Here is a 20,207-nt window from a genome sequence, read left to right as displayed (position 1 = left end):
ACAGTGCGGAACGAGCGGATTTTGATCTCGGGTGCGAGCATCGCCGGGCAGACACTGGCGTATTGGCTTGTACGACACGGTTTCCGGCCGACGGTTGTCGAACGGGCAGCCGGCCTGCGGGTCGGCGGCCAAGGGGTGGATGTGCGTGATCAGGCGATCGAGGTCGCCGAGCGCATGGGCATCATGTCGCGGATCCGGTCGGCCGCCGCCGACGTCACCGGTATGCAGTTCGTGGACGTCACCGGCGGTCCGATCGCCCGCGTCGATATGCAGAAGATCAAGGACAAGTACGACAGCGCCGAGGTGGAGATCATGCGCGGCGATCTCGTCCGGATCCTGCACGACAGCAACACCGGCGTGGAATACCTTTTCGGCGATTCGATCCAAGCCCTCGATCAGGACGACGACGGTGTCACCGTCACCTTCGAGCACGGCGTGCCACGGCGGTTCGATCTGGTGATCGGTGCGGACGGCCTGCATTCGACCGTCCGGCGGCTGGCCTTCGGTCCCGAGCGGGATTTCGTCCGCCATCTGGACCACTACTTCGCCTTCGGCAATGCCGATGCGACCCTCGGACCCGACCGCTGGGTCACCGTGTACAACACACCGGGCGCGATGGCCGGAATCTATCGTTCCGGAAATCACGCACAGGCCAAGGCTTACTTCATGTTTCGCAGCCCACTGCTCGACCTCGATCCCCGTGATGCGGCGGCGGCCCGCGCGGTGCTGGCCGACCGGTTCGGCAACGAATCCGCGTGGAACGTCCCAGCACTGCTGGACGGCGCACTGGCCGATCCCGAGTTGTATTTCGACTCGCTCGGCCAGGTCCATATGACGTCCTGGTCGACCGGACGAATCGCCCTGGTCGGCGACGCTGCCTATTGCGCTTCACCCGCCTCCGGAGCCGGTGCCGAACTGGCCCTCGTCGGCGCATATCGGCTCGCCGGTGCCCTCGCCGCCGCGAACGGCGATCACCGCCAAGGCTTTCACGACTACGAGCAGAGCCATCGCGCCCTGGTCGACCGCAAACAGCACATCGGACCGAACCTTCGGCTCATGGTGCCCAAGACCCGCGCGGGCATGGCGGTTCGCAACGCCCTCACCCGCCTGTCCGTGCTGGAATCCATGGCGGGTATGGAACGCATCATGGCACCGAAGACGAGCGACCCGTTGCCGGATTACCCACGGACACAGCCCCTTTCGCCCAGCACGACAGGCTGCTCGCGATAAGAACCGGCGTAGGGTGTCCGAGTATGGGATTCTCGGTCGAGCGGTTCGATCACATCGTCATCAACTGTGCCGATGTCGAGGCGACCGCGGCGTGGTACGCGAAGGTCCTCGCCGCAGCAGGTGCGAGATCATTTGGCGGACTGCGGAGTTGAGATCACCAGCGGTCCGGTCACCAAAACCGGTACGCTCGGTGCAATGATCTCGCACTACTGCCACGACCTGGACGGCAATCTGGTCGAGATCGCGGTCTACGCGGCCGACGACTGAGGCCGACTCAGCGGCGCAGGAATTCCAGGGTGGCGCGTTCGAAGGCCGCCTTGGCCTCGATCATGACCCAGTGTCCGCTGTGAGGAAAGACGTGCAGTTCTGCATTGGGGATCACCCGCATCGGCACGAGCGCCATATCCGGCGGGCTCACGCGGTCGTCGAGCCCCCAGGTCAGCAGCGTCGGGCACTGCACCTTGTGCAGCATCGACCAATACGGCGGAGTGTTCGAGTTCGCCAGGAATTTCTGCTGCATGGCCCAGGCCGTCGAGCCGTACATCATCGCGGCGGTCTTCTGGGTATCCGGATGCTGTGCGGCCTCCCAGCGTTCCTCGATGATCTCGTCGGTGATCACCGCGGGGTCGTAGACCATGCTCCGCAACCAGCGCAGCAGCTTGTCCCGATCGGGTTTGTCGGCGAATTCCTGCAGCAGCCGAATCCCCTCACTCGGGCTCGAGCTGAAGATATTCGGGCCGATACCGCCGATGGTGACCAGCTTGCTGACCCGCTGCGGATGCTGGATCGCCAGGTTGGCCGCGACCACACCACCCATCGAGTTGCCGACCATGGCCGCCGATTCGATGCCGAGTCCGTCCATGAACCGCAGCACCGCCGCGCCCGCGGTGAGCACGGGATGCCCGTCCACCGCATCGCTCACGCCGAAGCCGGGAAATTCGAGAATGTAGCAGTGGAAGTGCTCGGCGAAGACCGCGAGGTTGCCACGGTAATTGCGCCACCCGTTCACGCCGATGCCGGACCCGTGCAACAACAACAGCGGCGGTCCATCGCCCGCCTCGTGGTAGCGCAGCACCCCCTGATCGGTGCTGAGTTCCCGCTTCGTGCCTTCGTATGTCACGTCCATGAGATCACGTTAGAACACGTTCTAGATTGTGCAAAGCATGGGAACGGGCGGATGAGCGTGAAACCGGCGCGGCGGCACCGCAGTGGAAACCAACCGGCTGGTATGTAATCGCGAAACGCTGGGCGATTCGCGCATATCGGCGGCCGCTATGGGGTAACGATCAGTGCAACCCGCTGGCAACTCGGACCCGGCACCGCACCATGAGGACCGAATCATGAGCTACCGAAAGATCACGATCGCCACGCTGTTCGGCGCCGCCGCCGTCACCCTGACGGGCGTCGCACCGAACGCGAGTGCCGCCGTGACCCGGATGGGCGTCATGCCGGATTCGAACTACGGCATGGCGACCAACTACGGCACCGACTGTGCGGCCACCGCCGAGGCCTATGTCGATAATGCGGCCGAGCCGGTTTCGTTCTACGACAACGGCGTACTGCTCGGTGTGGTCCGCCCGCTCGGCGGCATCGCCCTGTTCACCTGGTATCCCGAGAGCACCGGCCCGCATACGCTGAGCGCCGTCCAGGCCCCCGACGTCACGCCCATCGCCACGGTGGACGTCCGGGTCGGCACCGGCGCGCACGTCGGCTTCGCCTGCTTGGTCTTCGGCAGCTGAACTCAGCGGGTCCCTTCGGCTCCGCGCCGGGCCACCGAATCTATGGCGACCGATACGGCCAGCACCGTGCCGGTGACCATGAAACGCACCGACGAGTCGACGTTCAGCAGCAGCATGCCGTTCGTAATCGATTGGATGACAAGGATTCCCAGTAGCGCCGCATAGGCGCGCCCGCGTCCGCCGAAGAGGCTGGTGCCGCCGATGACCGCTGCCGCGATGGCATTGAGCAGAATGTCGCTGCCGCCCGAACTCTGGTTGACGGCCACCAGGCGGGACGCCGCGAGTATGCCGCCGACCGTCGCGAGCGCGGAACAGCCGATGAATGCGGCAATGCGCACCCACGTCACATTGATTCCGGCGCGCCGCGCGGCCTCGGCATTGCCGCCGACGGCATAGATGCGCCGACCGAATACGGTGCGCCGCAGCACCAGATCGACGGCCAGTACCAGTCCGCCGAAGATCACCAGGGTCAGTGGCACCCCGCGATCGGAATTCAGCACCACCACGGTGGCGGCCAGCAGCAGTGCCAGCGCACCCGAACGCGCCGCGATCCAACCCGGAGCCGATACCGCCAGCTCGGCGCGGGCCCGTTGCCGCCGAGTGAGCACACTCGCGACCAGGTGCCCGCCCGCGAGCAGTGCCACGAGCAGCCATGCCAGCCACGGCGGCAGCCAGGTATCGCTGATCGTCGCGATCCCGCGATCGAACGGCAGATTGACGGTCCCTTCCTTGCCGAGCAGATACAGCATCAGGCCTTGCCAGCCGATCAATCCGGCCAGCGTCACCACGAACGACGGCATGCTCAGCTGGGTCCGCATCATCGCGTGCAGCAGCCCGATCGCCGCGCCGACCGCGAGTGCCGCGAGCACCGCGACCACCGGATTCCAGCCATGGTGCACATATAGTTGCGTCATCACCACGGCCGTCAGCCCGCTGACCGATCCGGCGGACAGGTCGATCTCGCCGAGCAGCAGCACCAGCACGATGCCGAGTGCGATGGTGCCGGTCGCGGCCATCTGCAAGGCGAGGTTGGTGAGATTCTCCGCGGACAGGAAGTGCGCGTTGAGCCGGTTGAAGACCACCGCGATGATGACAAGTCCGACCGCGACCGGGATGGCGCCGACATCACCGCGGCGCAGCCGGTCCGCCGCCGCATCGGCCCATCCGCGCAGCGGATTTCCTTGCAATGCAGGTTGTTTCATGGCGAGCTCACTCATCGGACGGCCCCCGTGATCGCGGCGACGATGGCCTCTTGGCTGGCCTGTGCGGTCTCGAACGCACCGGCATTGCGACCGAGACGCAGGACGACGATGCGATCGCTGACGGTCCGAACATCGACCAGATTGTGCGATATCAGCAGCACCGCGAGGCCGTGCTCGCGCAGGCGGCCGATCAGCGCGAGCACCTGCGCGGTCTGTTCGACGCCGAGCGCCGCGGTCGGTTCGTCGAGGATCACCATCTTGGGCTGCCCGAGCAGCGCTCTGGCGATCGCGACCGACTGCCGCTGCCCGCCCGAGAGCGCGGACACCGGCGCCCGCACATCCTTGATCTTCACATCCAGCGACCGCAGCAGATCCCGCGCGCTGCGCTCCATCGCGATTTCGGAGAGCACACTCAATGTTCTTGTCTCCGTGCCGAGATGGAGATTGGCGACCACATCGAGGTTGTCGCACAGCGCGAGATCCTGGAATACCGTGGTGATCCCGAGTGCCTGCGCATCCTGGGGCCGGGTGATCCGAACCGGGGCCCCGGCGAAGGTGATCTCCCCCTCATCGGCGACGATTGCCCCGGAGATCACCTTCACCAGCGTCGATTTGCCCGCGCCGTTATCGCCGACGAGCGCGACCACTTCACCGGCCCGCACCTCGAGATCGGCACCGGCCAATGCCTGTACCGCACCATAGCGCTTGACGATGCCGCGTGCGGCCAGAACCGTTGTTGCCGTACTCATTTGAGTCCCGCGGCCTGGCATGCCGCCGCGACGTCGGGCGTGCAGATCTCGGCTACGGAGTAGAGGCCGTCCTTGACGATGGTGTCCTTCAGGTTGTCCTTGCTCACCGCGATCGCATCCAACAGGAACGACGGGATCTTCGCGGAGCCGTTATCGGTTGTCGCTGGGGCCGAGGGCTTTGCGCCCTTGCCCAGCGCGACCGCGAGTTCGGCCGCCTGCTCGGCCTGGGCACGGTAGTTGAGATAGATGGTCATCGTCTGCTCGCCGGTCAGGATCCGCTGTACCGCGGTGAGTTCGCCGTCCTGACCGGTCAGCGGCGGCAGCGTGGCATAGCCCGCTCGCTTCAGGGCCGCGATCACACCGCTGGCCATACCGTCATTGGCCGAGTAGACACCGACGATGGCATCCTTGCCGAGTGCGGTGATCGCCTGTTCCATCTCCTGCTGCGCCTTGTCCGGCGACCAGTCGGGAGTGTCGAATTCCCTGGCGACCTTCACCTTTCCATCCAGTGCCTGGTGCGCGCCCTGTTTGTAGTCGCCCGCACTCGGATCGGTCGGCGCACCGTTGATCATCACCACCTGCCCCTTGTCGACGGTGCCGCGCTTGGTCAGCTCGGCCAGCAGGGCCTCACCCTGCACCTTGCCGACCTTCACATTGTCGAAGGAGACGTAGTACTCGTAGCCGATGCCGGAGATCAGCCGGTCGTAGGCGATCACCGGAATCTTCTTGCGCTCGGCCTGATTGACCTGTGGCGCAACGGCATCGGCGTTCACCGCGTCGAGCACGATGACATCGGCGCCCTGGGTGAGCGCGGATTCGAACTGGCCCTGCTGCTTGGCCGCATCCTGATCGGCATTGAAGTAGAGCACCCGGCAACTCGCACACAGCTGTTTGGTCTTGGCTTCGAACAGCGGCCGGTCGAAGGCCTCGTAGCGGGTGGTCTTGGATTCCGGGAGCAGGAGCGCGATCGTCGGGTTGTCGCCGCCCGACTTCGCATCGCCGGTGCCGGAGCTACAGCCTGCCGCCAGGACGAATGCGGCTGCCGCCGCGGTGATGAGCAGAATTCGACGCATGAGAATCACCGTGCCGAGAGGGAATTGAAAGGTGCGCCCGGTTGAGCGTTGATAAGAAAGGTAGTTTACTAACCCACGGGGTGTCCAGTAGTTACGCGGAGGAGGATCAGTGAGTAAGGTCGGCAATCCCCAACTGCTGCGCACAATGAACGAGCGACTGCTGCTCGATCACCTCCGGCTGCACGGACCGTCCTCGCGCGGCGAGCTGGCCAAGGCCAGCGGACTGTCCAAACCCACGGTCTCGGCGGCGCTTTCGGGCCTGGAGGAGGCCGGATTGGTGCGGCTCGTCGGCTCGCTGAGCGGTCGGCCGGGTCCGACCACGGCGATCTACGACATGAATGTGCGCGCCGGTGTGGTGGCCGGGGTCGATATCGGCCGCCACTGGGTCCGGCTCGCGATCGCCGATCTGCGCGGTGAATTCATCGCCCGCCGCGATATCCGCAATTCGGCCCGCTCGGCCGTCGACCTGGTGCGCCGGGTCCGCACGCTGGCGCACAAGGTCGCCGATGACGCCGGAATGGATTGGGCGGCAGTGGATTACGCGGTGATCGGCAGTCCGGGTGTGCTCAACGCCGCCACCGGTCGGCTCGACTACGCCCCCAATCTGCCCGGTTGGGGGCGGTCCGGACTCGTCGGACAGTTGCGCGACGCGCTCCAAGTCGAATCGGCGATCGAGAACGACATCAATCTCGCGGCCGTCGGGGAGCTCACCTACGGCGCGGGCGTGGGCGTGCGCAACTTCGTGCTGGTCTCGATCGGCACCGGCGTCGGCATGGGCATCGTGATCAATGGCGAACTCTATGTCGGCAGTACCGGCGCCGCCGGCGAGGTCTCGTTCCTACCGGCCACCGAGGTCGACGCGGCACCCGATGACGCCCGCCATCGCGGGATGACCGAAACGGTGGCCGCCGCGGGCGGTGTCACCCGCAGCGCGCGGCAGGCCGGGCTGAGTCCGGCCTCGGCGAAGGACATCTTCGCGGCGGCCGCGGCGGGTGAGGCACGGGCGCGCTCGGTGGTCGAGTCCGAGGGCCGCCGCATCGGCGCGCTCATCACCGCGGTCGCGGCGATTCTGGACCCGGAACTCGTCGTGCTCGGCGGCGGTATCGGCCACAATGTCGACCTGCTCGGCGACTCGATCGCCCGGCGCATGGCCGAACTCGGGCCGCTGCGCCCGCGCATTGTCGCCAGCACGCTCGGCGATGACGGTGTGCTCAGCGGTGCGGTCTCGCGCGCGCTCGATATCGCGCGGGACCGGCTCTTCGATCGGCGCGCACAGGGCGGGTGATGTGGGAGGTGGCCTCGGGGACGATCACAGCACCCCGATGGCCTTCAGTAGTAGCAGGGTCAGGCCCGCGGTGCCGGCGAAGGCTACGCCGCCGTCGCGGATCACGATGCCCGCGGGCGACCCGCTGACCTTGGACAGGATTGCGGATATCACCGCGACGATGATGCCGACGAGCACGGCGACGACAACGAACAAAACCCGAACGGTAGTGGACACTCGACGCTCCCTCGATCTGGATCGTCGCAGTGTAAATAGCACGGTGGCTATCGTGTAGCAAAGTGATGAGATGCGGCGTGGCTAGGCCGGTTTGGTGGCCGCCAATGCGTACAGCAACGGGAGAATCGGGTCGGTGGGCGGCAGTCGGAACCAGTCATTGTCGGTCCGGACCATGCGGGACCAGCGCGGCCACGGCAACATCTCGGTTTCGGTGAGATCGGTGATCCGCAGACCGGCGCCGATCAGGGCGTTGATCACCTCGCCTAGACCGTGGCGCCACTCGTAGGCCGTGGTGTCGGTGGTCAGTGCCGGACCGTCGGTGTAGGTGTGGTCGCTGTCGCGACGTTGTGCGCCCCGGCCCGCGAGGTAATCATCGTGCAGGACAAGCGCATCCGGATCGACCCCGGCCGGTGGGGTGGGCCCGAGTGCGTGCAGCAGCGGGTGGAATTCGACGATATAGACCAGCCCGCCCGGGCGAAGTAGCTCGGCGAGTACGCTCGCCCACCCGGCCAGATCGGGCAGGTAGCAGAGCGCGCCCTTGCCGGTGTAGACGATGTCTAATTGCCGGTGGCCCACCGCATTCGGCGCGTCGTACACATCGGCGCAGACGTACTCGACGGTGTTCGCCGCGAGTTCGCGGGCGTGCCGGATGGATGCGGGGGAGAAGTCGAGACCGACCGCGCGCGCCCCACGTTTGGCGAATTCGATCGTTTCGGTGCCGAGATGGCACTGTAGATGCAGTACGTCGCGATCGCGCACGTCACCGAGGATGTCCCATTCGAAGGGGGCGAACCAATACGACGAGTCGTGATCGCGATAGAACCCGCTGGCGGCGTGGATCGGGGCGCGCGCGTCCCAGTTGCCCCGATTCACCAGCAGCGGATCGAGGCCTTCATCGATACTCACCGCGCCATCGTATTGCGATTCACAGGAATCCCTTGGGAAATTTTGGCACGCTACTTGGAGTATCGCGGTTCACTGAATTAACGACAGGTGTGCGGATCGGCAGCATGGGGCAGGTCCAGCCCGAGGAGGACAGACCTTGCAGACAACCGCTTCGATCGCGATCGTCCGGCCCGAGCAGCCACGGCCCGGTGGCATCATCCCTGGTGGAGTGAGCAGGAGGGGGCGGCGTTCACTCAACGCCGACGCCTACGCCACCTATACCGACCCGATCGTCGGCCGGGCCGCCTTCGTCGTGGCCGACGGTATCGGCGACAACCTGCTCGCTGCTCGGGCCGCCCGCACGGCCGCCTCGGTCGCCGCCAGGATGGGGGCGCGCGGCGGTGCAGTGGCTGGCGTGTTCGCGGCCCAGCAGGAATTGCTGCGCCAGTTCCCGGAGCAGCAGGCCGACTGTGTGCTCGTCGTCGCGGTACTGCCCGCCGCCGGCCGACCCGACGGACCGTGCGATATCGCGTGGGTCGGCGACACTCGCGCCTATCGCTGGAACGGCCGGGTGCTGCACCAGATCACCACCGACCACACCGTCGCCGAGTTCATGCGCGCGAAGGGGATCGCCCCGTCGGGGCGGATGGACCATCTCGTGACCACCTCGGCGCGTACCGTACGCCCGGCCGCCATCGGGCGCGCGTGCACCGGATCCAGCCGGGGCCGACTGCTCTTGAGCACCGACGGCGTGCACAAGCGACTCGACATGGTCGAGATCAAGGCAGTGCTCGCCGCCGACGGGAGCGCGGGCAGCGTCGCGGAAGCATTGGTGGACAGCGCATTACAGGCCGGGAGCACCGACAATACGACCGCGCTCGTGGTGGACTGCCGGTAGCCGCCTTTCCTGCTAGAACTGACTCGACACAGTGTGCCGAGTGGAGTTTGGGGTTATGCGGGCGATTCAGATCAGTGAACTGGGCGGACCTGAGGTGTTGCGTGCGGTGGAGCTCGATGCTCCGGATCCGGGTCCTGGTGAGGTCGCGATAGATATCGCGTACGTCGGGGTGAACTTCGCCGATCTGCAGGCGCGTTCGGTGGGATATCGGGTCACGGAGCTGCCGTTCGTGCCGGGACTGGAGCTCTCGGGACGGGTACGCGCGCTCGGCGCGGGTGTGGACGGGCTGGCCGTGGGGCAGTCGGTGGCGGCGATCACCGAGGGCGGCGCATACGCGGAGGTCGCCGTGGTGAACGCCGCGACGGTGTTCCCGGTGCCAGATGGTGTCGACTTGCGCACGGCCGCAACGCTTCCGACGGTATTGCCGACCGCCTATGCGCTGGTGAACACCGTCGGCAAGCTACAGCCGGGGGAGACTGTCCTGGTGCAGGCCGCGGCGGGTGGAGTGGGCACCGTGGTGGGCCAGGTGGCCAAGCTCGCGGGCGCTGGCGCGGTGTACGGCGTGGTCTCCAGCGAGGCCAAGGCCGAGTACGCGCGCAAGCTCGGTTACGACGATGCCTTCCTGGCCGAGACCTTCACCGCGGACGTGCAGGAGGCGACCAATGGTCGCGGTGTCGATATCGTGCTCGATCCGGTCGGTGGCCAGACGTTGCGGCGCGGTCTGGAAGCCCTGGCCATGTTCGGTCGGCTGATCTCCTACGGCAATGCCAGTGGTGAGCCGGGCTGGCAGATCGGCCAGCCCGAGCTCTACCCACGCGGACTGTCGATCTCCGGCTTCTCGATTCTCGGACTCACCGCCGATGCGCCGAAGGTGTTGCGGGAGATCGCCGATCGCGCCTTCCGTCTGGTCACGACGGGGCAGGTGGAGCTGCCGATCACCGCGGAGTTCCCGCTGGCCGAAGCCGCCGAGGCGCACCGCCTGATGGGCGGGCGCACCTCGACCGGCAAGCTGGTCCTCGCGGTGAACGGCTGACCGGTCCGGCCATCAGGCGCGTGGTCGGCGCGGGCACATCGGCGGCGAACTGCTGGTGGAACTCCTCCTGGCGGATGGTCAGTTCGGTGCCCGCGCTGCCGTCGGGCAACGTCGGCCGGGTGATCGGACCCGAGGTGGATCACGCGGTGTAAAGCGCTGCCTTCAGCACGGAGACGGCTTGTGCGACAGCGGCTTTGGCGGCATGGGTGTCGTGCAGGGCGTTGACCATCACGAAATCGTGGATGATCGCCCCGTAGCGCACCTGTGTGACGGGCACATCCGCCGCGCGCAGCTTGCCCGCGAACGCTTCGCCCTCGTCCCGGAGCACATCGGCCTCGCCGGTGATGACCAGTGCCGGAGGCAGCCCCGCCAACTGCTCGGTGCTGGCCCGCAACGGTGAGGCGGTGATCTGCGCGCGGTCCTCTTCGCTGGTGGTGTACTGATCCCAGAACCAGCGCATACCCTCGCGCGTCAGGAAGTAGCCCTCGGCGAACTCCTGATAGGAACCGGTATCGAAATTGGCGTCGGTCACCGGGTAGAACAGCACCTGCTGCCGGAACGAGACATCGCCGCGCTCCTTCGCCATGAGGGTCAGCGCGATGGCCATATTGCCGCCGACCGAATCGCCCGCAATGGCGATCCGCGACGAGTCCAGACCGTGCGCTGTGCCGGAGGTGGTGACCCACTGCGCGACTCGGTAGGACTGCTCGTTCGCGACCGGGTAGCGCACCTGCGGCGAGCGGTCGTATTCGGGAAAGACGACGGCCGCGTCCACCCCGACGGCCAGGTCGCGCACCAGGCGGTCGTGGGTGTGCGCGTCGCCGAATACCCACCCCGCGCCGTGGGTGTAGATGATCACCGGGAGCACGCCGGTCGCACCCTTCGGCTTGACGATGCGCACCCGCACCGAACCGGTGGGTCCGCCCTCGACAGTGATCCACTCCTCATCGATCTCCGGCTTTGCGATGGGGCTGTCCTGCACACCGTCGACGGCCTTGCGACCCTCTTCCGGGCTGAGCTGATAGAGGAACGGCGGCTCGGAGGTCGCGTCGACGAATTCCTGCGCGGCCTGCTCCAGCGAGATGCCGAGGGGGTTTCCTGCCATCATCGTGCCTTTCTGTGTGGGTGCGTTCACATCGTCGGCAGCGGCCGCCCGGTCCGCCCCGCTGGGCGGGCCACAAATCCCCCTGATCAGGACGCGGCCGTGACGTCCTCCAGCAGCGCGGTCGTACCCGTCGAGCGGAGGCGCTGCTGCTACTTGCTCGGCGAAATACCAAGGCGCGCAATGAATGCACGGCGCATGGCTTCGCTGCTGCCGTACCCGGCGGCCATTGCCGCCTCGGTCACACTGTACCCGGCGTGCAGCTTGTCCCGGGCCGGACCGAATCGAATGAAGGCGACGTATTCGGCGGGCGAGCTCTCCGATTCGGCGCGGAACAATTGCGTCAAATGCCGGGGGCTGATCCGAGCGTGCGCGGCGAGGGTCTGGACCTTATGCGGATGGCTGGTATCGGCACAGATCAGATCCGCGACGTGCGCACCAGCGGGCTGCGCGGCGCCGGAGCGCGTAGCGCCGCCGAGAACTGCGACCGACTGGCCCGCCCGTTGCCTGTAGACGACCAGCGACTGGGCGACCGACCGGGCGATATCGGCGCCGTGGTCGGCTTCGACCAGCGCCAGTGCGAGATCCATCCCGCCCGCCTGGGCCATGCGCCACTAGCGGTCGGCAAGCCAGTTTCCGTGGAAGCCGTAGGGCACTCGGCTGGGTAGGTGGATGGTGGCGACCGGTGTGGCGGCCAGCTCGGTCGCGTCCAGGATGACGAGGTCGCTGCGGTCGGTGTCGGCGTTGTAGACGTAGGTCATGAGATAGCCGTCGCCGCCGGGGTGGTCGTTCGCGGGTGCGAAGGCGGCCTCGGCAGGGATGCGGCCGGGGCCGAATTCGTGGGCGGTGCTGGTCCCGGTATGCAGGTCGTAGCGGATCAGTGCGCCGCTGTCGCCGGATACGGTGGCGTGGCCGAAGCGGGTGTCCAGCCCGGCGAGCCGGTCGTCGACGCGCGGGAATTCGGCGTCGCGGTCGTCGAGCTGTTCCTCGGCGACGGTGCCGGTGGTCAGATCGATGGTCCAGCGCCAGAGCGTGGCGCGCTCGTCGTCGGGCGAATCCTGGCGCCACAGAGTGGGATAGCGCATCACGTGCAGCACGATCCGGCCCGGCTCGTCGTGTGCGTTGAGCGTGTGGAAGACATAGCACGGGTCGATCGGGAACCACCGGACCGCGCCGTGCGGGTCATCGCGGCGCAGTACCCCGAGCCGGGCCTGGTAGTCCGCACGCCACCGAAAGGGCATGCCCGCACCGGATTGCGCCGTCTCGAGATCGAAAACCACTGGCAGGTCCATGAATACGACATGGTCGGCAGTGAGGTTGAAGTCGTGGTGCATGGTCGCGGCCGGCACCTCGATCGGGCGGCTGAGCAGCAGATTGCCCGCGGCGTCGGCGCGGTGGTAGGTCAGATAGGGCTCGGCGACGTCGTAGCCGAAGAAGTGCAATTCGCCGGTGGTCGGGCAGGTCTTCGGATGCGCGGTCATGGCGGTGCGCAGTTTGCCGTCGAAATCGTAGGGGCCGACGGTGTCCAGCTCGCGGGTCAATTCGTAGGGATATGAGGATTCGACCAGGGCCAGGGTGCGTCCGGCGTGCCGGATGACGTGGGTATTGGCGAGTCCCGCCGTGCGATCGACAGTGCCGTCGGCATCGCGGACCTGTGCGCCGTCGGTGAAGGTGGAGGTGCGGACCCACCGATTGCGATAGGACACCGCACGTCCGCGCTCGAGCCGTACGCCGTGCACCATGCCGTCGCCGAGGAACCAGTGCGCGGATGCGGCGGCATGCGGATTCGGGCCATTGCGCAGATACCAGCCGGTCAATTCGGCGGGAATCGTTCCGGTGACCGACAATTCGTAGGCGGTGAGCTCTTCGGTGACGGGGGCGTAGTTGCCGGTGAGGTGTGGAACCGAGGTGGTCATGATAAGTGCCGATCTGGTCGGGGGATTTCAGGATGCGGACTCGTTGAGCGAATTCGCCTTCGCCTGGATGTAGGCGACGTAGCGGATGGTGAAGATCACCGGGAGGGCGAAGGCGAGCACTTGCGCGGTGGTGCGCAGACCCGAGGAGGAGTGGGCGAGTGCGGTCAGCGCGACGGCGCCGATGACGAAACTCGCGGTCCATACCGAGGTGATGACATAGCTGGTGCGGATGAAGATGGGGTGATCCCAGATCTCCTGCGGTGTGGTCTGTTTGGCGATGGGCAGCGTGAACGGCACGCGCACGGCCAGCGACGTGCCCGCGACCAGGGCGAGCACGCCCGAGGACAGTGCGGGGGTGTAGGGGTGCAGTGCGCTGTCCGGATCGGCGAAGGCGAGCACGGTCAGCGCCGCGAAGAAGACGACGGAACCGATGTCGATGATCAGGGCTTCGATGCGTTGACCCGCCCGGATCTGCTGGGCGATGCCGAGGACCGAAACGCCGAAGGCCGCAAGCGCGGCCCACTGCCAGTACTGCGACGGGATCACTGCGAAGACGATCCAGGGGGCGAAGGTGCGCAGGTACGACATTTTCGAAGGCTCCTCGGGTGACGTTCCAGTTTTGACATGTCCAAATTAGAGTCTGCTCTATCGACATGTCAATAGTGGAAGGTAAGGTGATGGCATGAGTCTTCGGTATGCGCTGCTCGGACTGTTATCCGATCGCCCGGCCAGCGGCTATGACTTGGTGCAGCGCTTCAAGATGTCGCTGGCCAATGTCTGGCCCGCAACGCAGAGCCAGATCTATACCGAGCTCACCAAGCTCGCCGACGCGGGTGCGATCGTCGTGTCGGATGAGGGTCCGCGCGGCCGCAAGGAGTACACGATCACCGACGCGGGCCTGGCGGATCTGCGCGCGTGGCTCACCGAGACCAAGCCGAAACGGTTGGCCCGCAATGAAACGCTGCTGCGCGTCTTCTTTCTCGGTGTGGTTCCCCCCGCCCACGCCCGCGACTATCTGTCCGATATCGAAACCGCGAGCACGAAGGACGCAGCCGAACTGGCCGCACTCGAGGCATCTATCGACTGGGACGATGACGACCTGTCCGTCTACGGCCGCATCGCGATGGAGTGGGGCAAGCGCTTCCACGCGATGAAGCGGGAGTGGGCCGAGTGGGCGCTGACCCAGATTCCGGAGCGCTAGTGCGTCGACCACGAACGTTCGCCGGTCGGGCTGCTGTCCGCCCGAGCGGGCGTTCGCTGTCCCGTCTCTCGACTCGGTTGCGTCGGAACAGCTTTCAGGAACCGTAGCCGCGCATCAGCGGTAGGTGCACCGTATCCACGATGTCGACCACGACCTCGTCGGGCACGGTGGGCACGCCGCGCGTGACGAATTCATCGCGCAGCGGGTCGATAGGGACTGCGGCGACGCGCGGGTTCGATCAACTCACGCCGCCCCCGCTCTAGGTGTGTCATCGAACCGGGCGAAGGTTCGTGGCCGACGCACCGGCCGAATATGTTTCGGATGGGCCGGTCGGGAAGTTCGGAAATCTGAATATCAGGATGGATGTTCGGTTGGTTTGAGAACTATCTTCACTGATATGGATCTGATCTTGCAGGATCTTCATACTCACACGGAGGTGATCGAACAGGTCACATGTCGCCAATCCGTCGGATCGACGTACAGGAGTGTTGATGAAGATCGGAATTCCCCGCGAGGTCAAAAACCACGAGTACCGGGTCGCGTGTACACCAGCGGGTGCACACGAGCTGGTCGCGCGCGGACACGAGGTGTACATCGAGGCCGGGGCGGGGCAGGGGTCGGCCTTCGAGGATATGGCCTACGCGGCCGTCGGGGCGCGGGTGCTGGACAGCGCCGATGAAGTCTGGACTACCGCGGATATGGTGCTCAAGGTGAAAGAGCCGGTGGCCGAGGAATACTCGCGGATGCGCGCGGGGCAGCTGCTGTTCACCTACCTGCATCTGGCGGCGTCCAAGGAATGCACCGATGCGCTGCTGAACTCCGGCATCACCTCGATCGCCTACGAGACCGTGACCGGCAAGGACGGATCGCTGCCATTGCTCGCGCCGATGAGTGAGGTCGCGGGACGGCTGGCGCCGCAGGCCGGTGCGTATCACCTGATGCGCAGCGGCGGTGGCCGCGGTGTGCTGATGGGCGGCGTGCCCGGTGCGCGTGCGGCCAAAGTGGTCGTGCTCGGCGGTGGTGTTTCGGGCAGCAATGCGATCGCCGTCGCGGTCGGCATGCACGCGGAGGTGACCGTGCTCGACCTGAACATCGCGCGCCTGCGCGCCCTGGACGAGCAGTACCGGGGGCAGGTGCGCACCATCATCTCCAATAGCTTCGAGGTGGAGAGCCTGGTCCGCGAGGCCGATCTGGTGATCGGCGCGGTGTTGGTGCCCGGTGCGAAGGCGCCCACCCTGGTCTCCAATGACCTTGTCGCACAGATGAAGCCGGGTTCGGTACTGGTCGACATCGCCATCGATCAGGGCGGCTGCTTCGAGGACTCGCGCCCGACCACCCATGCCGAGCCGACCTACCGGGTGCACAATTCGGTCTTCTACTGCGTTGCCAATATGCCCGGCGCGGTGCCGTACACCTCGACCGTCGCGCTCACCAATGCCACACTGCCGTATGCGATTTCGCTGGCCGAGCACGGCTGGCGCGATGCGGTCGCCGCGGATCGGGGGCTGGCCGCCGGTCTGAGTACGCACCGCGGCCAGCTGCTGTCCGAATCCGTTGCGGCCGCGCACAATTACGCGGCCGAAACGCTCGCCGCCTAGGGGATCGGACGGGTTCTGGGTCGCACATGCTCGAAGATGAGGATCGTCTCGGTCGAGGCGACGGCGGGATGTGCGCTCAGATGTTCCAATACGAAGACCCGTAGTCCCTCGGAGTCGGCCGTGGCGACATGGATCAGATAGTCGTCGGCGCCCGCGATGAAGTACACGTTGAGCACCTCGTCGAGATCGGCCAGTTGTTCGCCGAATTCGGCGAGGTGCGGACGTGCGTTGGCGTGTACCCGCACCGCGATCATGGCCTGCAGATTGCGGCCGAGTGCGGCCGGGTCGATATCGGCGTGGAATCCGCGGATCACGCCGCGTTCCACCAGTGCCCGCACCCGCCCCAGACATGTCGACGGTGCGATGCCCGCGACATCGGCGAGCGCGCTATTGGTCATCCGACCGTCGCGTGCGAGCTGATCGAGCAGGATCCGGTCGATATCGTCGAGTGCAACGGCGGGTCGAGGCGGATTCCGGACAGCGGCGGCCGGACCTATCGGTGAATCGATCTTCCTCACAGGCCCAACCCTATCGAAGATCCTTCGACGTAGGGCAGCCCCGAAAACATATCTTCGGCGATCCTTCGCCGGTGTGAGCCCGATCCGGCCGTGGCGATAGGATCTGCGCGTGGACATCTACTGGCACGCTGTTACGCCGCCGCCGTGCGCCTGATCGGGCGCACCTGCTGAATCTTTGAACTCGCGGTCCAGGCTGACTCTGTAGCCAGCCTCGGGGGTTGTGTCGTGCGCCCGTTTCGAATCCCTGTCGAATTCGATGACGGAAGTGCATGGCCTTGTCTGATTCCAAATCTGTTGTTGTAGTTGGGCGTTCGGATGTTCGGGCGCGATCGCCGTGGAGTGGGCCGGTGCCCATCCTGGTCGCGGCGATGTTGTGGGGGACCACCGGGACCGCCAGTTCGCTGGCGCCCGCGGGTGCGCCCGCGGCGGCGATCGGGTCGGCCGGGTTGGTGCTCGGCGGGCTGTTGTTGTATTTGTCCGCTGGCGCTACGCGTTTGGTGTGCACGCGCGGCGAGTGGTGGCTGGTTGTCGCCGGTGCGCTGGCGGTGGCAGGATATCCGGTCACCTTCTATCCGGCCGTTGCGCGCACGGGGGTGGCCGTTGCCACGGTGATCGCCCTCGGCAGCGCGCCGGTTTTCGCGGGACTGTTGGCCTGGGTTGCCGGGCAGGGGAGGCCGACCGGACGCTGGGCCGTTGCCACCGGGGCGGCGGTGCTCGGCTGTGCGGTGCTCGTACTCGGTCCCGAACTGATGGGTGCGACCGCGCCCGTGGACCTGCTCGGCATCGTGCTCGCCGCCTTCGGGGGACTCACCTACGCCGTGTACTCGCTCATCGGTGGCAGGCTCATCGCACACGGGCATTCTTCGAATGCGGTGCTGGGCATGATGTTCGGCATCGCCGGGGCGCTGGTGCTGCCGGTGGTGTTGTGCGCCGACACCACGTGGTTGCATTCGGGGCGCGGCATCGCGGTGGCGGCGCATCTCGCGGTGTTCACCACGTTCGTCGCCTACCGCCTGTTCGGATCCGGGCTGCGGCATACGACGGCGCAGGCCGCGACGACATTGACGCTGGCCGAGCCGGCCGTGGCGGCGGTGCTCGGTGTGGTCGTCGTCGGTGAGCGATTGCCGATCGTGTCGTGGTGCGGGCTGGCCGTGCTGGCGCTCGGCCTCGCCTTCCTGACACTCGGCGGGCGCGACCGGGTCTGACGGGGTGCCCGACGCCGCCGCTTCGCGCTACCGATTCGGTTGGGCCAGCGCGGATTCGGCGGCGTCGAGCATGTAGTTCTCGGCGTTGGCCGGCCAGTCGAAGACGTCATCGATCGGCGCCGCAATGACGCGTTCGATTGTCATGGTTTCCATCAGGCCCCGCCCGCCACGGACGCGGCGGGAACGCCGTGTCTACTACACGCGATAGTAGTGTGAGGTTGGGGCTTCGCGCCAGGCCTCGGCGAACCGGCGCGGGCGCTACTGGGCTGGTGCGGGTGCTTTGGCGCGCAGCACCTCTATGAACGCCCGCATCCACAGTGGGTGATCCGGCCAAGCGCGGCCCGTCACGATATTGCCGTCGACATGGGCAGGGCTGTCCGCCCATTGCGCGCCAACGGCATTCAGGTCGGGCGCCAATGCCGGGTAGGCACTCGACGAGCGGCCGTTGAGTGCGCCGACGGCGATGAGGATCAATGGACCGTGGCACAGCGCCGCGATCGGTTTGTCCTCGTCGACGAAATGTTCGACGACTCTGCGGCATTCCGCATCGCCGCGCAGATATTCCGGTGCGCGCCCGCCCGGCAGCACCAGTGCCGCATACCGGCTCGGGTCCACATCGGCCAGCGCGATATCGGCGGGCCAGGTGTGCCCGGCCTTCTCGGTATAGGTATCGAAACCGTCGACGAAATCGTGCACGACGAACTGCAACTTCTTGACGGTGGGGGCGGCCACGTGGACCTCGTACCCCTCCTCGAGCAGCCGCTGGTACGGGTACATGACTTCCAGGTCTTCGGCCGCGTCTCCGGTGATCAGCAACACGCTTGTCACGGCACATCACCTCCGAGCCGAATTTTATCGGCAATCGCCCTGCGCCCAGGGGCCTTTCGCGCAAACCGGGCGCGGATGCGGCCGGGCCTGTTCGAGTTGCGCGGCCACCGACAGGATCGTCGGCTCGCCATTGGCCGGTCCGACCAGCTGCACCGCCAACGGGAGGCCGTCGGTGGCGACGCCCGCTGGCAGGGAGGCGGCCGGATGTCCGGTCACATTCCACAGTCCGGTGTAGGCGACCATGGGAACCGAGGCGAGCTGTGCCCGGACGGAATTCGCGCCGTCGAGGATACCGACCGGGGGCGGGCGGTGCGCGATGGTCGGGGTCAGCAGCAGATCGCACTGGTCGAAGATGCGATCGGCCTTGCGGGCCGCGGTCTCGCCGCGGCGTATGGCCCACTCGACGACCCGCTGCCGCGCCCACGCACCGAGCACCGCGGTCTGGCGGGTGCGGCGTTCGAGCCGCTCCGGATGGTCGACGAACGGGAACTCGGCGCGCACACCGCCGTAGAACTGCGGGTAGAAGGCGAAGGTGAAGTCGGGGTAGCGCGGGTCGACCTCGATGACCGTATGGCCGAGTTGGGCGAGCAGTTCGGCGGTGTCGTGGACCGCGCGCACATGTTCCGGATCCGGTCCGGTCAGCACCGTCGGCGATTTCGTGCTGTAGCCGATGCGCAGGCCGGTCGGGGTGCGCCGCGCCGCCTCCTCGAACGACAGCGCCGGATCGGGGGCGCGGAACCGGTCGACCGGGGTGCTACCGCGGATCACGTCGTAGACGATCGCGGAATCCTGGACGCCACGCGTCAGCGGGCCGAGCACGCCGAGCGCCCACCACAGGTGTGGGTACGGTGCGGTCGGTACCCGTCCGCGCTGGGTTTTGAGGCCGAAGAGCCCACAGCAGGCCGCCGGAATCCGGATCGAGCCGCCGCCGTCGCCGCCGAGTGCGACCGGCACCAGTCCGGCCGCCACCGCGGCGGCGGACCCGCCGCTGGAACCGCCGGCCGAACGGGTCCGATCCCACGGATTGCGGGTCAGTCCGTAGGTGCTGGATTCGGTATAGGGCCATTGACCGAATTCCGGCATGGTGGTCTTGCCGACAATGACCGCGCCCGCCGCCCGCAAGCGCCGCACCACCTCGGCATCGGCGGTCGCCGGGATGGTGTTGGCACGAGTGCCGAAGGTGGTCACGGCCCCCACGACGTCGATTTCGTCCTTCACCGCGATCGGGATGCCGTGTAAGGGCCCGAGGTCTGCGCCCGCGGCGCGCGCTTGGTCCCGTTCGATGGCTTCGGCAATGGCCTGTTCGTGCAGCACCGTGGTGAAGGCGTTGAGGTCGCCCGCCTGTTCGATCCCGTCGAGGGTCGCTTCGATCAGTTCGCGGGCCGATAGCGCACCTTGTTCGAGCAGTTCCCGCTGTTCCCGCACACCCGAGGCGACGACCTCGCGAAGGTCCATCTCTACCGCTCCTCCCGACCCACAGGCCATGTTGTTCCGGGCGAGCTGCGAGCAGCCGCCCGACAGGCGTGACC

At 66.7% G+C, this 20,207-nt stretch carries 21 protein-coding genes and 1 pseudogene; 9 read left to right on the top strand and 13 right to left on the bottom strand.

Translation table 11 applies throughout. The features are described from left to right. The first annotated feature begins 3 nt into the window (after positions 1-3). Positions 4-1,230, top strand: coding sequence for an FAD-dependent monooxygenase (locus tag ACQP0C_RS26405; protein WP_433724122.1), 1,227 nt, complete (start codon positions 4-6; stop codon positions 1,228-1,230). Between the two features lie 23 nt (positions 1,231-1,253). Then, positions 1,254-1,497 (top strand): annotated as a pseudogene (locus tag ACQP0C_RS26400) (hypothetical protein). Positions 1,498-1,504: 7 nt separating this feature from the next. Here the strand turns inward: ACQP0C_RS26400 and ACQP0C_RS26395 are convergent. Further along, the gene (locus tag ACQP0C_RS26395) at positions 1,505-2,356 is read right to left on the bottom strand and encodes an alpha/beta fold hydrolase (RefSeq protein WP_433724120.1); all 852 of its coding nucleotides are present in this window, start codon (positions 2,354-2,356) and stop codon (positions 1,505-1,507) included. Between the two features lie 214 nt (positions 2,357-2,570). On the opposite strand from ACQP0C_RS26395, the gene ACQP0C_RS26390 reads away from it, so the two are divergent. Beyond that, the gene (locus tag ACQP0C_RS26390) at positions 2,571-2,969 is read left to right on the top strand and encodes a hypothetical protein (RefSeq protein ID WP_433724118.1); all 399 of its coding nucleotides are present in this window, start codon (positions 2,571-2,573) and stop codon (positions 2,967-2,969) included. Positions 2,970-2,971: 2 nt separating this feature from the next. Here ACQP0C_RS26390 and ACQP0C_RS26385 read toward each other — a convergent pair whose 3' ends face one another. The 3 genes from ACQP0C_RS26385 to ACQP0C_RS26375 are packed head-to-tail and all read right to left on the bottom strand — an operon-like array spanning position 2,972 to position 5,993. Then, a complete protein-coding gene (locus tag ACQP0C_RS26385; RefSeq protein ID WP_433724116.1) occupies positions 2,972-4,171 on the bottom strand; it encodes a sugar ABC transporter permease in 1,200 nt (399 codons plus the stop codon). Positions 4,172-4,182: 11 nt separating this feature from the next. Beyond that, entirely contained in the window at positions 4,183-4,920 is a 738-nt protein-coding gene (locus ACQP0C_RS26380) for an ATP-binding cassette domain-containing protein (RefSeq protein WP_433724114.1), read from the bottom strand. After that, positions 4,917-5,993 carry a sugar ABC transporter substrate-binding protein gene (locus ACQP0C_RS26375; RefSeq protein WP_433724112.1) on the bottom strand — a complete coding sequence of 359 codons (1,077 nt, stop codon included), beginning with the start codon at positions 5,991-5,993 and terminating at the stop codon, positions 4,917-4,919. Before ACQP0C_RS26375 ends, ACQP0C_RS26380 begins: the two co-directional genes overlap by 4 nt. A gap of 109 nt (positions 5,994-6,102) precedes the next feature. Between ACQP0C_RS26375 and ACQP0C_RS26370 the strand changes: the two genes are divergently transcribed. After that, entirely contained in the window at positions 6,103-7,278 is a 1,176-nt protein-coding gene (locus tag ACQP0C_RS26370) for an ROK family protein (protein WP_433724110.1), read from the top strand. 24 nt (positions 7,279-7,302) lie between these two features. Here ACQP0C_RS26370 and ACQP0C_RS26365 read toward each other — a convergent pair whose 3' ends face one another. Next, a complete protein-coding gene (locus tag ACQP0C_RS26365) occupies positions 7,303-7,494 on the bottom strand; it encodes a hypothetical protein (RefSeq protein ID WP_433724108.1) in 192 nt (63 codons plus the stop codon). An 81-nt stretch (positions 7,495-7,575) separates the two neighbouring features. Beyond that, a complete protein-coding gene (locus ACQP0C_RS26360) occupies positions 7,576-8,400 on the bottom strand; it encodes a class I SAM-dependent methyltransferase (RefSeq protein ID WP_433724106.1) in 825 nt (274 codons plus the stop codon). A 136-nt stretch (positions 8,401-8,536) separates the two neighbouring features. Here ACQP0C_RS26360 and ACQP0C_RS26355 point away from each other — a divergent pair, with 136 nt between their 5' ends. Both ACQP0C_RS26355 and ACQP0C_RS26350 read left to right on the top strand, forming a co-directional pair. After that, positions 8,537-9,277: a PP2C family protein-serine/threonine phosphatase gene (locus ACQP0C_RS26355; protein ID WP_433724104.1), complete on the top strand. Its 741-nt coding sequence runs from the start codon at positions 8,537-8,539 to the stop codon at positions 9,275-9,277. A gap of 40 nt (positions 9,278-9,317) precedes the next feature. Continuing rightward, positions 9,318-10,310, top strand: coding sequence for a quinone oxidoreductase family protein (locus ACQP0C_RS26350; RefSeq protein ID WP_433724102.1), 993 nt, complete (start codon positions 9,318-9,320; stop codon positions 10,308-10,310). Positions 10,311-10,449: 139 nt separating this feature from the next. Here ACQP0C_RS26350 and ACQP0C_RS26345 read toward each other — a convergent pair whose 3' ends face one another. The 4 genes from ACQP0C_RS26345 to ACQP0C_RS26330 all read right to left on the bottom strand — a co-directional run bounded on the left by ACQP0C_RS26345 (position 10,450) and on the right by ACQP0C_RS26330 (position 13,916). After that, positions 10,450-11,415, bottom strand: coding sequence for an alpha/beta hydrolase (locus tag ACQP0C_RS26345; protein ID WP_433724100.1), 966 nt, complete (start codon positions 11,413-11,415; stop codon positions 10,450-10,452). A 149-nt stretch (positions 11,416-11,564) separates the two neighbouring features. After that, complete coding sequence (locus ACQP0C_RS26340) at positions 11,565-12,002, bottom strand: helix-turn-helix domain-containing protein (protein WP_433724098.1); 438 nt, start codon at positions 12,000-12,002, stop codon at positions 11,565-11,567. A gap of 24 nt (positions 12,003-12,026) precedes the next feature. After that, positions 12,027-13,328 carry a carotenoid oxygenase family protein gene (locus ACQP0C_RS26335; protein WP_433724096.1) on the bottom strand — a complete coding sequence of 434 codons (1,302 nt, stop codon included), beginning with the start codon at positions 13,326-13,328 and terminating at the stop codon, positions 12,027-12,029. A 27-nt stretch (positions 13,329-13,355) separates the two neighbouring features. Next, positions 13,356-13,916: a hypothetical protein gene (locus ACQP0C_RS26330; RefSeq protein WP_433724095.1), complete on the bottom strand. Its 561-nt coding sequence runs from the start codon at positions 13,914-13,916 to the stop codon at positions 13,356-13,358. A 94-nt stretch (positions 13,917-14,010) separates the two neighbouring features. On the opposite strand from ACQP0C_RS26330, the gene ACQP0C_RS26325 reads away from it, so the two are divergent. Both ACQP0C_RS26325 and ald read left to right on the top strand, forming a co-directional pair. Further along, positions 14,011-14,529: a PadR family transcriptional regulator gene (locus ACQP0C_RS26325; RefSeq protein WP_433724093.1), complete on the top strand. Its 519-nt coding sequence runs from the start codon at positions 14,011-14,013 to the stop codon at positions 14,527-14,529. A gap of 491 nt (positions 14,530-15,020) precedes the next feature. Continuing rightward, positions 15,021-16,127, top strand: a complete 1,107-nt coding sequence (gene ald, locus ACQP0C_RS26320; RefSeq protein WP_433724091.1) for an alanine dehydrogenase — start codon at positions 15,021-15,023, stop codon at positions 16,125-16,127. Here ald and ACQP0C_RS26315 read toward each other — a convergent pair. Then, on the bottom strand, positions 16,124-16,636 hold the full coding sequence (locus ACQP0C_RS26315; protein WP_433734660.1) for an Lrp/AsnC family transcriptional regulator: 513 nt from the start codon (positions 16,634-16,636) through the stop codon (positions 16,124-16,126). The two genes, ald and ACQP0C_RS26315, sit on opposite strands and share 4 nt — an antisense overlap. Positions 16,637-16,992: 356 nt before the next feature. Here ACQP0C_RS26315 and ACQP0C_RS26310 point away from each other — a divergent pair, with 356 nt between their 5' ends. Further along, positions 16,993-17,850 (top strand): DMT family transporter, encoded by an 858-nt coding sequence (locus ACQP0C_RS26310; RefSeq protein ID WP_433724089.1) that lies wholly within the window; start codon positions 16,993-16,995, stop codon positions 17,848-17,850. 258 nt (positions 17,851-18,108) lie between these two features. On the opposite strand, the gene ACQP0C_RS26305 is transcribed toward ACQP0C_RS26310, so the two are convergent. Together ACQP0C_RS26305 and ACQP0C_RS26300 are read right to left on the bottom strand one after the other, a co-directional pair. Then, positions 18,109-18,678 carry a DJ-1/PfpI family protein gene (locus tag ACQP0C_RS26305; protein WP_433724087.1) on the bottom strand — a complete coding sequence of 190 codons (570 nt, stop codon included), beginning with the start codon at positions 18,676-18,678 and terminating at the stop codon, positions 18,109-18,111. Between the two features lie 24 nt (positions 18,679-18,702). Further along, complete coding sequence (locus tag ACQP0C_RS26300; RefSeq protein WP_433724085.1) at positions 18,703-20,133, bottom strand: amidase; 1,431 nt, start codon at positions 20,131-20,133, stop codon at positions 18,703-18,705. Positions 20,134-20,207: the final 74 nt, after the last annotated feature.

Source organism: Nocardia sp. CA-129566 (assembly GCF_050956075.1).
GTDB lineage: Bacteria > Actinomycetota > Actinomycetes > Mycobacteriales > Mycobacteriaceae > Nocardia.
The sequence above is the reverse complement of the archived record's forward strand: the minus strand, read 5'-3'. Positions and strand labels throughout refer to the sequence as shown.

Excerpts from the sequence above, each read along its gene's own strand:
- ACQP0C_RS26380 (WP_433724114.1), bottom strand. The coding sequence starts at position 4,920 with ATGAGTACGGCAACAACGGTTCTGGCCGCACGCGGCATCGTCAAGCGC.
- ACQP0C_RS26335 (WP_433724096.1), bottom strand. The coding sequence starts at position 13,328 with ATGACCACCTCGGTTCCACACCTCACCGGCAACTACGCCCCCGTCACC.
- ACQP0C_RS26330 (WP_433724095.1), bottom strand. The coding sequence starts at position 13,916 with ATGTCGTACCTGCGCACCTTCGCCCCCTGGATCGTCTTCGCAGTGATC.
- ACQP0C_RS26375 (WP_433724112.1), bottom strand. The coding sequence starts at position 5,993 with ATGCGTCGAATTCTGCTCATCACCGCGGCGGCAGCCGCATTCGTCCTG.
- ACQP0C_RS26390 (WP_433724118.1), top strand. The coding sequence starts at position 2,571 with ATGAGCTACCGAAAGATCACGATCGCCACGCTGTTCGGCGCCGCCGCC.
- ACQP0C_RS26345 (WP_433724100.1), bottom strand. The coding sequence starts at position 11,415 with ATGGCAGGAAACCCCCTCGGCATCTCGCTGGAGCAGGCCGCGCAGGAA.
- ald (WP_433724091.1), top strand. The coding sequence starts at position 15,021 with ATGAAGATCGGAATTCCCCGCGAGGTCAAAAACCACGAGTACCGGGTC.
- ACQP0C_RS26395 (WP_433724120.1), bottom strand. The coding sequence starts at position 2,356 with ATGGACGTGACATACGAAGGCACGAAGCGGGAACTCAGCACCGATCAG.
- ACQP0C_RS26340 (WP_433724098.1), bottom strand. The coding sequence starts at position 12,002 with ATGGATCTCGCACTGGCGCTGGTCGAAGCCGACCACGGCGCCGATATC.
- ACQP0C_RS26325 (WP_433724093.1), top strand. The coding sequence starts at position 14,011 with ATGAGTCTTCGGTATGCGCTGCTCGGACTGTTATCCGATCGCCCGGCC.
- ACQP0C_RS26300 (WP_433724085.1), bottom strand. The coding sequence starts at position 20,133 with ATGGACCTTCGCGAGGTCGTCGCCTCGGGTGTGCGGGAACAGCGGGAA.
- ACQP0C_RS26385 (WP_433724116.1), bottom strand. The coding sequence starts at position 4,171 with ATGAAACAACCTGCATTGCAAGGAAATCCGCTGCGCGGATGGGCCGAT.